Origin of the sequence: Mycobacterium sp. (assembly GCF_044342925.1) — a bacterium.
Lineage (GTDB): Bacteria > Actinomycetota > Actinomycetes > Mycobacteriales > Mycobacteriaceae > Mycobacterium.
The window spans coordinates 1-12,673 of sequence record NZ_JBIIOV010000099.1; the positions used below are offsets into that span (position 1 = coordinate 1).

16 protein-coding genes are annotated in these 12,673 nt (G+C 66.0%); 6 read left to right on the forward strand and 10 right to left on the reverse strand.

The genetic code is table 11. The features are described 5' to 3' along the window. Nucleotides 1–1,514 (forward strand): class 1b ribonucleoside-diphosphate reductase subunit alpha (nrdE, locus tag ADBZ6I_RS11370; RefSeq protein WP_526383842.1); only part of this gene is annotated, 1,514 nt, incomplete at its 5' end. Between the two features lie 86 nt (nucleotides 1,515–1,600). On the opposite strand, the gene ADBZ6I_RS11375 is transcribed toward nrdE, so the two are convergent. The 5 genes from ADBZ6I_RS11375 to ADBZ6I_RS11395 form a co-directional block, all read right to left on the reverse strand. After that, a complete protein-coding gene (locus ADBZ6I_RS11375) occupies nucleotides 1,601–2,041 on the reverse strand; it encodes a pyridoxamine 5'-phosphate oxidase family protein (RefSeq protein WP_526383844.1) in 441 nt (146 codons plus the stop codon). 9 nt (nucleotides 2,042–2,050) lie between these two features. Next, nucleotides 2,051–2,329: a DUF3297 family protein gene (locus ADBZ6I_RS11380; RefSeq protein ID WP_526383846.1), complete on the reverse strand. Its 279-nt coding sequence runs from the start codon at nucleotides 2,327–2,329 to the stop codon at nucleotides 2,051–2,053. A gap of 65 nt (nucleotides 2,330–2,394) precedes the next feature. Continuing rightward, nucleotides 2,395–2,964: a hypothetical protein gene (locus ADBZ6I_RS11385; protein ID WP_526383848.1), complete on the reverse strand. Its 570-nt coding sequence runs from the start codon at nucleotides 2,962–2,964 to the stop codon at nucleotides 2,395–2,397. 46 nt (nucleotides 2,965–3,010) lie between these two features. Next, a complete protein-coding gene (locus ADBZ6I_RS11390) occupies nucleotides 3,011–3,604 on the reverse strand; it encodes a CIA30 family protein (RefSeq protein WP_526383850.1) in 594 nt (197 codons plus the stop codon). A gap of 2 nt (nucleotides 3,605–3,606) precedes the next feature. Continuing rightward, nucleotides 3,607–3,984, reverse strand: a complete 378-nt coding sequence (locus ADBZ6I_RS11395; RefSeq protein WP_526383852.1) for a DUF5997 family protein — start codon at nucleotides 3,982–3,984, stop codon at nucleotides 3,607–3,609. Nucleotides 3,985–4,012: 28 nt separating this feature from the next. Between ADBZ6I_RS11395 and ADBZ6I_RS11400 the strand changes: the two genes are divergently transcribed. Together ADBZ6I_RS11400 and ADBZ6I_RS11405 are read left to right on the forward strand one after the other, a co-directional pair. Next, nucleotides 4,013–4,726 (forward strand): LysR family substrate-binding domain-containing protein, encoded by a 714-nt coding sequence (locus ADBZ6I_RS11400; protein WP_526383854.1) that lies wholly within the window; start codon nucleotides 4,013–4,015, stop codon nucleotides 4,724–4,726. Nucleotides 4,727–4,761: 35 nt separating this feature from the next. Continuing rightward, nucleotides 4,762–6,009: an FAD-dependent oxidoreductase gene (locus tag ADBZ6I_RS11405; protein WP_526383856.1), complete on the forward strand. Its 1,248-nt coding sequence runs from the start codon at nucleotides 4,762–4,764 to the stop codon at nucleotides 6,007–6,009. Here ADBZ6I_RS11405 and ADBZ6I_RS11410 read toward each other — a convergent pair. Continuing rightward, nucleotides 6,006–6,752 (reverse strand): YqjF family protein, encoded by a 747-nt coding sequence (locus ADBZ6I_RS11410; protein ID WP_526383858.1) that lies wholly within the window; start codon nucleotides 6,750–6,752, stop codon nucleotides 6,006–6,008. The genes ADBZ6I_RS11405 and ADBZ6I_RS11410 overlap by 4 nt on opposite strands. Continuing rightward, the gene (locus ADBZ6I_RS11415; protein WP_526383860.1) at nucleotides 6,749–7,933 is read right to left on the reverse strand and encodes a geranylgeranyl reductase family protein; all 1,185 of its coding nucleotides are present in this window, start codon (nucleotides 7,931–7,933) and stop codon (nucleotides 6,749–6,751) included. Before ADBZ6I_RS11415 ends, ADBZ6I_RS11410 begins: the two co-directional genes overlap by 4 nt. Before the next feature lie 67 nt (nucleotides 7,934–8,000). Here ADBZ6I_RS11415 and ADBZ6I_RS11420 point away from each other — a divergent pair, with 67 nt between their 5' ends. From ADBZ6I_RS11420 to ADBZ6I_RS11430, 3 genes are all read left to right on the forward strand, one after another. Then, nucleotides 8,001–8,747 carry a TetR/AcrR family transcriptional regulator gene (locus tag ADBZ6I_RS11420; RefSeq protein WP_526383862.1) on the forward strand — a complete coding sequence of 249 codons (747 nt, stop codon included), beginning with the start codon at nucleotides 8,001–8,003 and terminating at the stop codon, nucleotides 8,745–8,747. A gap of 142 nt (nucleotides 8,748–8,889) precedes the next feature. Further along, entirely contained in the window at nucleotides 8,890–9,864 is a 975-nt protein-coding gene (gene nrdF / locus ADBZ6I_RS11425; RefSeq protein ID WP_526383864.1) for a class 1b ribonucleoside-diphosphate reductase subunit beta, read from the forward strand. 270 nt (nucleotides 9,865–10,134) lie between these two features. Next, nucleotides 10,135–10,467, forward strand: coding sequence for a DUF3349 domain-containing protein (locus ADBZ6I_RS11430; RefSeq protein ID WP_526383866.1), 333 nt, complete (start codon nucleotides 10,135–10,137; stop codon nucleotides 10,465–10,467). Between the two features lie 154 nt (nucleotides 10,468–10,621). Here ADBZ6I_RS11430 and ADBZ6I_RS11435 read toward each other — a convergent pair whose 3' ends face one another. From ADBZ6I_RS11435 to ADBZ6I_RS11445, 3 genes are all read right to left on the reverse strand, one after another. After that, nucleotides 10,622–11,674: an NAD(P)-dependent alcohol dehydrogenase gene (locus tag ADBZ6I_RS11435; protein ID WP_526383868.1), complete on the reverse strand. Its 1,053-nt coding sequence runs from the start codon at nucleotides 11,672–11,674 to the stop codon at nucleotides 10,622–10,624. 10 nt (nucleotides 11,675–11,684) lie between these two features. Continuing rightward, a complete protein-coding gene (locus tag ADBZ6I_RS11440; protein WP_526383870.1) occupies nucleotides 11,685–11,867 on the reverse strand; it encodes a transposase in 183 nt (60 codons plus the stop codon). 295 nt (nucleotides 11,868–12,162) lie between these two features. Next, nucleotides 12,163–12,673: TroA family protein (locus ADBZ6I_RS11445; RefSeq protein WP_526383872.1), on the reverse strand; the 511-nt coding region annotated here is incomplete at its 5' end.

A 12,673-nucleotide genomic window follows, 5' to 3' on the forward strand; every position in this document is an offset into this window, starting at 1 on the left:
TGAGCAACATTCGCGAGCACGGCGCGCCGATCAAGAACATCGAGAACCAGAGCTCCGGGGTCATCCCGATCATGAAGCTGCTCGAGGACTCGTTCTCCTACGCCAACCAGCTCGGCGCCCGTCAGGGTGCCGGTGCGGTGTACCTGCACGCACACCACCCCGACATCTACCGCTTCCTGGACACCAAGCGGGAGAACGCCGACGAGAAGATCCGCATCAAGACGCTCAGTCTCGGCGTGGTGATTCCGGACATTACCTTCGAGTTGGCCAAAAACAACGACGACATGTACCTGTTCTCGCCGTATGACGTCGAGCGGGTCTACGGGGTGCCGTTCGCCGACGTCTCGGTCACCGAGAAGTACTACGAGATGGTCGACGACGCGCGCATCCGCAAGCACAAGATCAAGGCCCGCGAATTCTTCCAGACGCTGGCCGAGCTGCAGTTCGAGTCGGGCTACCCCTACATCATGTTCGAGGACACGGTGAACCGGGCCAACCCGATCGCCGGCAAGATCACCCACTCCAACCTGTGCTCGGAGATCCTGCAGGTTTCCACGCCGTCGACGTTCAACGAGGACCTGTCGTATTCCCATGTGGGCAAGGACATCTCGTGCAACCTCGGTTCGCTGAACATCGCCAAGGCCATGGATTCGCCGGACTTCGCCCAGACCATCGAGGTGGCCATCCGGGCGCTGACCGCGGTCAGCGACCAGACCCACATCTCCTCGGTGCCGTCGATCGAGAAGGGCAACGGCGAAGCGCACGCGATCGGCCTGGGGCAGATGAACTTGCACGGCTATCTCGCTCGGGAGCGGATTTTCTACGGCTCCGAGGAAGGCATCGACTTCACCAATATCTACTTCTACACGGTGCTCTACCACGCGCTGCGGGCGTCGAACCGGATCGCCATCGAGCGCGGGTCGACGTTCGCCGGCTTCGAGCAGTCGAAGTACGCCAGCGGTGAGTTCTTCGACAAGTACACCGAGCAGGCGTGGGAGCCGCAGACCGACAAGGTGCGAGAGCTGTTCGCGCAAGCCGGTATTCGGATCCCGAACTCCGACGACTGGCAGCGCCTGAAGGAGTCGGTGCAGCGCAACGGCATCTACAACCAGAACCTGCAGGCGGTGCCGCCGACCGGGTCGATCTCCTACATCAACCACTCGACCAGCTCGATCCACCCGATCGCCAGTAAGGTCGAGATCCGCAAGGAAGGCAAGATCGGCCGGGTCTACTACCCGGCGCCGTACATGACCAACGACAACCTGGAGTACTACCAGGACGCGTACGAGATCGGCTACGAGAAGATCATCGACACCTACGCCGCGGCCACCCAGCATGTGGACCAGGGGCTGAGCCTGACGCTGTTCTTCAAGGACACCGCCACCACGCGTGATGTCAACAAGGCGCAGATCTACGCCTGGCGCAAGGGAATCAAGACGCTGTCCTACATCCGGCTGCGTCAGATGGCGTTGGAGGGCACCGAGGTCGAGGGCTGCGTGTCCTGCATGCTGTAGGGAAAACGTGGACAAGAAGGCCAGGGGAAATGCCCCTGGCCTTCGTTCGTTATTCGCTGGCGGTCTAGCAAGCTTCTGCGGTGACGCTAAGCCTGGTCTTCCGTCGGACTTGAGTAATCCCACGACAGTGTTCTCACCGGTGTCATGCGGATGTAGGCGGCGCCCGGCCTGGGTTCGGTGGGCCATTCGGCCTCGGGCACGCCCCGTGCCCGAGCACCTTCCCTCGCGATCTCAAGTGCTTCGTCGTGTTCGCGAACGATGCGGGCGCGACCCTGGAACATGACTCCCCGGATATCGGCCATGCTGGAGCCGTCTTCGAGCAAGACACTCACGTGCGGGTTGCTTTCGACGTTGGCAACTTTGCGTGTTCCGTCACGCACACCCATGATGATGTCGCGGCCAAGTCGGAAGTATCCAAGCGGCACGGAGTGCGGGAATCCGTCCTTGTCGATGGTGCTCAGTATCGCCCAGGCTGGCCGGCTATCAAGATAAGCCTCAATTTGTTCATCACTAAGTTTTTGTGGCATGAGAGGAGGCTATTCCTCGTCGCGGCCGGGTTCGCCCGCTGAACGGAAAAAAGGTTCAACCGTGCCGCTGAGCTTGACGACCATCGGGTTTCCCCAGCGATCCTTGGCGGTGGGAACTTCAACACGCACCCACCCTTCGGCCACGTTGTATTCGTGAACATTGGTCTTCTCGACGCCGTTGAAACGAATACCCACGCCGCGGCGCAGCGCCTCTTCGCTGTAGAAGGGGCTGCGCTCATCAACGGAGAGCTGATTCGGTGGAACGTCGGTGATCTGGTCCTCGGACATGATGGCTTTCGTTCGATGCTGCTTAGGCTTGGGTTCGTTAAGAACTTACGCGACCCTGCCCCCAGCTACACCGGCGGCGCGAAGGACTGCAGGATTCTGTCGAAGTCCGGTCTGAAGGCGCCCCACGAGGCTGCCGAGGCTTCGGCGTTGACTCCGAAAGCTCTGCCACCCTTCACGACATAGATCTGATGGGACCGTCCGGCGGGCCCTCGTTCCAGCCGGAGATCGACGAACGGGTTGCCGTTCGGGAGGACGTTCAGCTGCCGGCTCTTCACAACATTGGTCACACCACTCTGTTGCTGAAGCTGCCGCTCGGACGCCAGCATCTGGTCGACGACGGCGTTGAGCGGTAAGTCAGTCGGCCAGACCCGGATACCCACCAGGGCCGCGTTGGCGGGGTCGTGGATCTGTACGAATGACGGATTCGATCCGTCGACCCGCCAGCCGAAGGGATAGCTGATCGACCAACCGTTCACGGGGTCCACGTAGAAGTCCATCCCGGGCACCGGCGCTGCCGGAAACGACGGCGAGGTGATCGGCGTTGGCGAACCGGCTGCGTGGGGTGCGCAGTACCCGACAGCGCCGAGCAGAACCGTCACGAGGACAGGAGCCGAGCGCGCCGCCCATGGCGTCATTCGAATAACCTCCTGAGGTTGGAGTGACTCAGCGTATCCGGCCGGCTCAGGCCGCGGCGCCGACCGCACGGACAGTCAGCTCGAAGGGACCCTCCTGCTTGTCGAGAATGTAGAACGAAATCTGGCTGATGCGTGAAGGGTCCAGCGTCTGCGGCGCATCCGGTGCGGGGTCGAGGCGCATGCCCACCGCACGGAAGTCCGCAACGGGGAGGTCGTAGATCCGCTCGACGGTGGCCTGGGTCGCGAAACGCTGTACGTAGGACCAGGGCTGCCCCGCCGTGCCCACCCTCAGTAAGTAAGTCTTGCCGTCGCCCACCGCGCGAACGCGCAGCGACGTCGCACCTGCTGCTTTTCGCCCGATATCAGGGTCCTGCGGACTGCGGGCCGAGGCGAACCCACCGTTGTTCTCCAGCGAGATCGATCCGGAGAACACCAGGCCATTGCCGAACATGACCTGCGAGGTGGACCGCCCACCCATGACGGGATCGTTCACGGTGGTCCAGGCGGTCACCGCGCCCGCATCGCCGACGTTGACCAGGGGTGTGCCTAAACCGTCCGCAACCGCCTGGGTGGACGTGGCTCCGCACGACACCATCAGAAACGCCAAGCAGGCCGCCCAGATACCGAATCGCCGCCGCATCTCTAGGCCCCCTGCGCGCGGATGGACTTCAGGCGTCGCTCATCGGACAGCACGCTCTGGTAGTTCTCGCGTTCGGCGACGAGCCAGTCGGGGCTCTGCTCCAACAGCGCGGTGATCTGCTCGGAGCTCAGCGCCTCGGTGATGCCGCCGCGGGCCAGGCCCGAAATCGAAACGCCCAGTTTGGCTGCCACGAGATTCTTCGGGTGCGGGCCGTTCTTGCGGAGGTCCTGGAGCCACCGCGGCGGATCCGCCCGCAGAGCGGCCAGCTCCTCGCGGGTGATCGCGTTCTGCTGGAACGCCGCCGGAGTCGCGGGCAGGTAGACATCCAGCTTTTTCGCCGCCGTCGCGGGTTTCATGGACTGCGCATTCGGCCTGCTCATGGCGCCAGCCTATCGGTAGCCTGATTCGGTGACCGCGTCCTCGCTGACCGTCGGGTACGTCCCCGGCGCGACACCCGCGAAGTGGGCGCGGATCTGGGCGCAGCGCCACGCCGAGGTACCGCTGAGATTGTGCGCTGTTTCCGCAGCAGACGCGGCCGACGAAATCCGGGCTGGCAACGTCGACGTGGCGTTGCTCCGGCTGCCGGCCGACACCTCCGCATTGGCGGTCATCCCCCTTTACGAAGAGACAACCGTGGCGGTGGTGCCGACAGATCATCTTCTCAGCGCGGCGGACGAGATCACGTCGTCCGACCTCGCCGGCGAGCAAACGCTCCGGCCACTCGACGACGTCGTCGGATGGGCGGACGCGCCCGGTATCTCGATCGATCACCGGCCCGAGAACACCACGGCCGCAATGGAACTCGTCGCGGCCGGAATGGGCGTACTGATCGTGCCGCAGTCGCTGGCCCGGCTGCACCACCGCCGGGACCTCACGTATCGCCCGATCGCCGACGCGCCAAGGTGCGCTGTGGCACTCGCCTTCCTGCAAGGTTCCCAGTCACCGCTGGTCCAGGGGTTCGCCGGGATCGTGCGCGGCCGCAAGCAGGGTTCGTCGCGCGGGCAGGTGGAGCCGCCACCGAAGCGCACCGCGCGGGAGAAGACGCTGGCCAAGCAGGCCGCGCGTGCCGCCGCGGGAAAAGTCGCCCGGACGTCGGGCAGGGTCGAGCGCGGTCGACGCTGACTGGCAGCCCGTTAAGGCCCGCTAACCTGAGCGCCATGGCTGTCGTTGTCGTAGGAGCAGGGCTGGCCGGGCTGGCCGCCGCTCGTCATCTCAGCCGGCACGGTGTGGACGCCACCGTGCTGGAGGCCTCCGATGCCGTAGGCGGACGGATGCGCACCGACCTCGTCGACGGCTACCGGCTCGATCGCGGCTTCCAGCTCTACAACCCGGCGTATCCCGCGGGAGCCCGGGTGCTCGACCACGCCGGGCTTGACCTGAGGCCCTTCGTCGCGGGTGCGCGCATCGTGTCGACCCGGGGCGGCCGTCGCCACGTGGACCGGGTCGCGGACCCGCGCCGCCAGCCCTCGTGGGCCGTCCCGTCGCTCAAGGCGCGCATCGGCTCACCGGTGTCCACCGCCCGCTTCGGCGCCTACGCCGTCTCGCGTGCAGTCCGCTCCGTCGAATCCCTGCGCCGTGAGCCCGACGTCACCACCGAGGAGGCGCTGCGCCGGGCCGGTGCGGACCGCACGCTGATGGAGCGTGTGCTGCGGCCCTTCTTGTCCGGGGTCTTCCTGGAGGCCGAGCTCAGCACGTCGCGGCGGTTCCTGGATGTGGTGCTGAAATCCTTCGTCCACGGCACGCCCGGCGTCCCGGCCAAGGGGATGCAGCGCATTCCCGAACAGCTGGCGGCCGGGCTGGACGTTCGGCTGGGGCATCGGGTCTCGTCGGTCGCGGCGCAGTCCGTCGACGTCGCCGGCGGCGACGTTCACCGCGCGCAGGCCGTCATCGTCGCGGCCGATCCGCCGACCGCGGCCCGCCTGGTGCCGGATGTCCCTGCGCCCGTGGGCCGTTCGGTCACCACCTGGTACTACCGGCCGGACGGCGCACCGCAAGCGCTCGCCGACGGCCAGGCTGTGCTCGTCCTGGACGGCGATGGCCGCGGACCGCTGGTCAACACCGTGGTGCTCACCCATGCCGCACCCGACTATGCCCCGGCGGGAAGCGCTTTGGTGTCGGCGTCGGCGCTGGGTCTGTGGACTGACCCCGCGGACGAGAACGCGGTCCGCCAGCATCTCGAATGGTTGTACGGTGTGCCGACCAAAGGCTGGGAGCTCATTGCCAGTTACCCGATTCCCTACGCGTTGCCCGCCATGCCGGTGCCGTTGAATTTCCGCAAGCCGGTGCGCACCGCCAGCGGTGTCTACGTTGCCGGTGATCACCGCGACACCTCATCGATACAGGGAGCGTTGGTGAGCGGGCGGCGGGCAGCTGCGGCGGTGCTGAAGGATCTCGGCGCGCGCTAGCCGATCGCGGTCGGCCGGCCGAAACGGGTTCTCACGCCGGGGGAGTACAGCGCCGGGATCGGGCCGCCGCTGGGCGTGACGCCGCTGGCGGGCAGCAGGTCGTCGTCGAGGTGGACGATGGCGGCGGACTGCAACAGCCACGGGTCGTGCTCGTTGGGTACCCACCAGGTGCGGCCGGCTTTGCGGGTGTGCGCGCCCCAGCGCGCGGTCAGCCATACCTGCAGTGGGTTCGGCGTGATCTCCTCGCCGACGCGGACGATCAGCCGGCTGCGCAAGCCCGGGTCGGGCCAGCGCCGCAGACTGGCGTAGCTCAGGGTAGAACCGTTGCGGGTCAACCGCATTCGCGCCCAGGTGTAGGGCAGGCCCAGGCCGATTCGGGTCAGCGGCACCACCGCCAGCCGGCTGCTCTCCAGCGACCGGAACAGCACCCCGCGGCGGCCTTCGTCGTCGACCGAATAGAGCCGGATGTTGGTCTCCAGGAACGAGCCGAAGTAGGGCACCGGCGGGGAGAACCCCAGCCGGATACCGCCCATCACGAACGGCACCAGTCCGACGTAGGTCATCCCGTCGGCGAACACATCCGGTCGGGTTCCCGTCGGGTAGAGATCCGCGACGGTGTCCGGCCGTACCGGCCAGTGCACAAACGTCAGGTCAGACCAGTGCTGGTCGAAGACCACCGGGCAGGGCAACGCCGGCGGGGTCAGCGGGAAGCCGGCCAGCGCGTCGCTCGCAGGCCGCTTCACAAGACCTTGTGCAGCGGCCCTTCGGCCCTCTTGTACATCGACTTCAGCAGCATGTCGCGGAACCGCGAGTTGTCGATCGCCGTGATCCCGGCTCCTGCGATCCGCGGGTTGCCGGCCAGCTTGTGGAAGTAGCGGCCGCGCCGGTACTCCTTGCCCCAGGCGGCTTCCATGCGCTGCGCGTAGTTGGTGAAGTCGTCGGGTCCGCCGTTCTCCAGCGCGGCGATGGCGCATTCGCCGGCGGCTAAGCCGGATTCCAGCGCCTTGGAGATGCCCGCCCCGGACGCCGGCTTGCCCGCACCCAGCGAATCGCCGGTGAAGAGAACTCCCGGGCGCCACGGCGGCCAGGCGGTGAAGCCCATGGGCAGTCGCCAGGCGCGCACGCTCTTGTTCTTCTTCAGTTCGTCGATGCTGGGCAGCTTCCACTCCGGCGGCAGTGTGCGCAGGAATTCACCGAGGAACTGGGTGGCGTTGATGGCCTGCCAGTCCTTGAAGCTGTTGACGTAACCCAGGCCGATGTTGAGCCGGCCGCCGCCCATCGGGAAAACCCAGCCGTAGCCGGGCAGCTGATCGCCCTGGAACTCCAGCTTCAAGTAGATGTCCAGGCTGTCGGAGTCGGCGACGTCGGCGTCCATCTCCGAGCGGATCGCGATCGCGGAGTAGCCGTTGTACTCGGAGTCCAGCTTCAGTGCCCGCTTGATGGGGGAGTAGGCGCCGTCAGCGGCGATCACCGCGTCGCCGTAGACCTTCTCGCCGCCCTTGAGCGCCACACCGCTGACCCGGCCGCGCTCGTCGAGGATCGGTTCGCTGACCTCGGCCCCCTGGCGCACCACCGCGCCGGCCTTCTCCGCATGCTCCAGCAGCATGGTGTCCAGCAGGGTGCGGCTGACGGTGTGGCCGTGGTCGGGCATGCCCGGGCGCTTCGGAAACGACAGCTCCCAGCGCGACGGGCTGAACACTGTCACCCGGTTGACCCGGTGGAACTGGGCCACCTCGTCGGCCAGGCCGATTTTCTGCAGATAGCTCACGGCGCGAGCGGTCAGGCCGTCGCCGCAGGGCTTGTCGCGGGGGAAGACGGCCTTGTCCAGGACCACCACTTTGGCGCCGGTCTGAACGGCCTGCCAGGCGGCCGCCGAGCCCGATGGGCCGCCGCCCGCAATCACCACGTCGAATCGCTCGGTCACAGTGTCGGCTCAGTCTCGTCCGTAGGAGATGTTCGGTCGCCCTTGATGTTAGCGGGACGCCAGTAGAGTGCTGTACGTGCGCAGGATTCCGGTTCCTCTGCCGGTGGCCAAGCCGGTCAAGGTGGACGCCCGCAGCGAGCGCTGGCGTGAGCACCGCAAGAAGGTCCGCGCCGAGATCGTCGAGGCCGCTTTCCGTGCCATCGATCGGAGCGGGCCGCAGGTGAGCCTGCAGCAGATCGCCGCGGAGGCCGGCACCGCCAAACCGAAGATCTACCGTCACTTCAACGACAAGGCCGACCTGTTCGGAGCCATCGGCAAACGGCTGCGCGACATGCTGGCCGCGGCCATTTTCCCGACGATCGATCTGGCCACCGACCCGACCCGCGAGGTGGTGCGGCGCTGCGTCGCCGAGTATGTCGCCCTGGTCGAGCAGCACCCCAACGTGCTGCGATTCATCCTGGCCGGCCGATTTCCCGAACCGGCCGAATCCAACACCCGCGGCCTCAACGAGGGCCGCGAGATCACCATGGCGATCGCCCAGATGTTCAACAATGAACTACGCGAGATGCACCTCGACGAGTCGTCGCTGCAGTTGGCGGCGACGGCCTGCTTCGGGGCGGCATCGTCGGCCACCGACTGGTGGCTGGGGCCGGGTCCCGACGACCCGGCACGGATGCCGACCGACAAGTTCGTCGCACACCTGACGACCATCATGCTGGGCACCATCGCGGGCATCGCCGACCTGCTCGATATCGACCTGCACCCCGACGAGCCGTTGCGCAGCGCATCCCCGCGCAACGCCGCGGTGGGCTGATAACGGCGCGTCGACCGCGACACGCCAAACACAACCTGTTGTGTTGACCGAGGTTGTCCGACCCCACGAGTAGTGTTTGACTCAGCGGCCGGAAAACCGGCCGAGATTCAAGTTCGCACCGCAATTGAAGTGGGGTTCACCGGTGAGCGATGCAGTGAAGCTGATCGACCGGGCGTCGGCGATCAACTGGAACCGGGTCACAGACGAGAAGGACGCCGAGGTCTGGGACCGGCTGACCGGCAACTTCTGGTTGCCCGAGAAGGTTCCGGTGTCCAACGACATCCCGTCGTGGAACACCCTGACCGCCTCCGAGAAGCAGCTGACCATGCGGGTCTTCACCGGGCTGACCCTGCTGGACACCATCCAGGGCACCGTCGGCGCGGTCAGCCTCATCCCCGACGCCGTGACCCCGCACGAGCAGGCCGTGCTGACCAACATCGCGTTCATGGAGTCGGTGCACGCCAAGAGCTACAGCTCGATCTTCTCCACGCTGTGCTCCAGCAACGACATCGATGAGGTGTTCCGCTGGTCGGAGGAGAACCCGAACCTGCAGCGCAAGGCCCATATCGTCATGGACTACTACCGCGGCGACGATCCGCTCAAGCGCAAGGTGGCCTCCACACTGCTGGAGAGCTTCCTGTTCTACTCCGGCTTCTATCTTCCGATGTACTGGTCCAGTCGGGCCAAGCTCACCAACACCGCTGACATGATCCGGCTGATCATCCGCGACGAGGCCGTGCACGGCTACTACATCGGCTACAAGTACCAACGCGCCCTGGCCGAGGAGAGCGAGGCGCGCCGCGCCGAGCTCAAGGACTACACCTACGAGCTGCTCTTCGAGCTGTACGACAACGAGACCGAATACGCCCAGGACCTCTACGATGAAGTCGGCCTGACCGAGGACGTCAAGAAGTTCCTGCGCTACAACGCCAACAAGGCGTTGATGAACCTCGGCTACGAGGCGCTGTTCCCGCGCGACGAGACCGACGTCAACCCGGCGATCCTGTCGGCGCTGTCCCCGAACGCCGACGAGAACCACGACTTCTTCTCCGGGTCGGGGTCGAGTTACGTCATCGGCAAGGCCGTCGTCACTGAGGATGAGGACTGGGACTTCTAAGGTTTCTCCGAATTCCCTGAGGCCACCCGCCGGACGTCAATCCGGCGGGTGGTCTCTTTTGTGCAGGTCAAGTCATTTTTGTCGAAGGCGGCAATTGGCGGTGACGCCGCTAACTCCGGGTCGGGATCGGGCGGACGGCACCGCGCCGCCGACTGACGCACACACACGACGCTCCGCCTTGTACCGGATCACGGGGCCCAGCGGAGTCGTTCCAGATGAACTCCCGGTGAATAGCCGACAGGCGCGGGAAACAGGCGCGACACTGGGGCGATGACCGAAAAGTCGCTGGTTTCCTCCATCGTCGATTGGCTGCGGGCCGGTTACCCCGCCGGGGTGCCCGGGCCGGATCGGGTGCCGCTGCTGGCGTTGCTGGCCACCATCCCGCTCACCGATGACGAGATTCGGGATGTAGTCCGTCTGCTGACCGCTGAGGACTCGCCAGCCTTGGCGGACAACGTCATCGACCGCGACGAGATCGAGAAGTTCATCGAGGGCGTCACCCATCACGACGCCGGTCCCGAGGACGTCCGGCGGATCGCCGGCAAGCTCGCCGCCTCCGGCTGGGCTGTCGTCGGGGTGGACCAGCCGCCGCAGGCCGACTAGCCGCTGCAGGCCGACTAGAAATTGGGAGGGTCGCGAGCGTTGCGGTCGCGCGCCGCTTACGCGTCGCGAGCGTGCGATGGAGCGCCGCTTACGCGTCGCGCAGCGTGCGATGGAGCGCCGCTTACGCGTCGCGCAGCGTGCGATGGCGCGCCGCTTACGCGTCGCGCAGCGACTCGGTGTCGATCACAAACCGATACCGCACATCGCTGGCCACCACCCGCTCATAAGCCTCGTTGATGTAATCCGGCGCGATCACCTCGATCTCCGAGGCGATGTTGTGGGCCGCGCAGAAGTCCAGCATCTCTTGTGTCTCGGCGATCCCGCCGATCACCGAACCGGCGATGCTGCGGCGCATACCGATGATGGAGAACGGCGGAACCACCAGCGGGTTCTCCGGAGCGCCCAACTCGACGAATACGCCGTTCAGATCGACCGTCTCCAGGTAGCGGCCAAGGTCAAGGTTGGCCGAGACGGTGTTGAGGATGACGTCGAAGGAGTTCCGCAACTTTTTGAAGGTGTCGGTATCGCTGGTGGCGTGATAGTTCTTGGCGCCCAGGCGCAGGCCGTCCTCCATCTTCTTCAGCGACTGTGACAGCACGGTCACCTCGGCGCCCATCGCCGTGGCCAGCTTGACGGCCATATGGCCGAGGCCGCCCAGACCGACCACACCGACGCGGCTGCCCGGGCCGACGTTCCAGTGCCGCAGGGGAGAGTAGGTGGTGATGCCGGCGCACAACAGCGGTGCGGCGGCGTCGAGCGGCAGCGCCTCGGGGATGTGCAGCACATAGTTCTGGTCGACGACGATGCTGCCGCTGTAGCCGCCGTGGGTGGGCTGGTCGTCGCGACCGACCGCGTTGTAGGTGCCGATCATCCCGCCGCCGATGCAGTACTGCTCCAGACCGGCCTCGCAGTTGTCGCAGTCCCGGCAGGAGTCCACGAAGCAGCCGACGCCCACCCGGTCGCCGACCTTGAATCCGGTCACCTCAGAACCGACTTCGGTGACGATCCCGGCGATCTCATGGCCGGGCACCACCGGGTAGCGCGCCGGCCCCCATTCACCGCGAACGGTGTGGATGTCGGAGTGGCAGATTCCCGCGAAGTGGATGTCGAAGCGCACATCTCGGGCACCCACATCACGGCGTGTGATGGTGGTCTTGGTCAGGGGTTCGGTAGGCGATGTGGCGGCATAGGCGGCGACGACAGTCATGGTTGTCAGCCTAAGAGTTGACCCGTAATTGGCTGGATGCTTTCAGGTTCCAGAGACCGGCAACGATCTGAAGGCTGTGGTTGATGGCGTTGCCCCGGCGGCGGCATTGTCGAAGGATCTGCCAATCCTTGATTCTGGCGATGACATGCTCGACGCGGGCGCGGATGCGCCGGTGTGCCCGGTAGGTAGCCACCCGGTGGCCTCTGCTGAATACGCGGCACCCGGCCCACCCCCCGAACAGTCCACGCCCGCAGCGTGGACGTCGCGGGACCAGCCGAAAACAACCAGCACCCAAGCTGATTGGCGCCGCATGACCCATTACGGGTCAACTCTTAGGCACTGCGGATTGCCCGTGCTCAGTCAGACCGTCCCCACCCGGGCAGAGATGGACTGCTGCACCGCAGACTCTTTCGACGCATTGAGGGCCCGTCGGCCTGCTTCGCCGGCCACAAAAAAGCCTGGTGCCGTTGGCATTCGGCCATCGACGCCTAATTGATCGGCGCGTTTAGCCAGCGCAGGTCGTCGATGACCCCGCGGGCCGCCACGATGCCCTGACCGGTCTGCCACACCTCGTTGTTGACGATGAACACCCGGTTGTCCCGGTTGGCCGACAGCTTCCGCCAGGCCGCACTGTCCAGCAGTGCGGGTGCGCGGTCCTTGGCGGCCGGCGAGTCGAAGGACATGTAGATGATGTCCCCGTCGGCGGCGGACAGGTCGGGGGATTGCTGCAGATCGTCGTCGCTGATCCCGATCTCCAGGTAGGGCTGGTCGGTGAAGCGCTGGGCCGCGGGGCGGTCCACCCCGACTGCGGCCAAGATGCTGCCGGGGAAGTTGTCGGCTCCCCACACCCGCAGGGTGGAATCGGTCAGCTGCACGACGGACGCCTGAAAATGTGCGGCGTCGTTGGCCTCACCGGCCTTCTTGGCCTGCTCGGCGAACCCGGCGATCAGATCATCGGCGGCGCGGGCCCGTCCGGTCGCCGCGCCCACCTGCCGCAGG

What these genes read in the sequence shown, in the direction of transcription:
- ADBZ6I_RS11385 (WP_526383848.1), bottom strand. Translation starts at nt 2,964, where the DNA reads ATGACGCCATGGGCGGCGCGCTCGGCTCCTGTCCTCGTGACGGTTCTG.
- ADBZ6I_RS11375 (WP_526383844.1), bottom strand. Translation starts at nt 2,041, where the DNA reads ATGCCACAAAAACTTAGTGATGAACAAATTGAGGCTTATCTTGATAGC.
- ADBZ6I_RS11405 (WP_526383856.1), top strand. Translation starts at nt 4,762, where the DNA reads ATGGCTGTCGTTGTCGTAGGAGCAGGGCTGGCCGGGCTGGCCGCCGCT.
- ADBZ6I_RS11435 (WP_526383868.1), bottom strand. Translation starts at nt 11,674, where the DNA reads ATGACTGTCGTCGCCGCCTATGCCGCCACATCGCCTACCGAACCCCTG.
- ADBZ6I_RS11395 (WP_526383852.1), bottom strand. Translation starts at nt 3,984, where the DNA reads ATGAGCAGGCCGAATGCGCAGTCCATGAAACCCGCGACGGCGGCGAAA.
- ADBZ6I_RS11430 (WP_526383866.1), top strand. Translation starts at nt 10,135, where the DNA reads ATGACCGAAAAGTCGCTGGTTTCCTCCATCGTCGATTGGCTGCGGGCC.
- ADBZ6I_RS11380 (WP_526383846.1), bottom strand. Translation starts at nt 2,329, where the DNA reads ATGTCCGAGGACCAGATCACCGACGTTCCACCGAATCAGCTCTCCGTT.
- ADBZ6I_RS11390 (WP_526383850.1), bottom strand. Translation starts at nt 3,604, where the DNA reads ATGCGGCGGCGATTCGGTATCTGGGCGGCCTGCTTGGCGTTTCTGATG.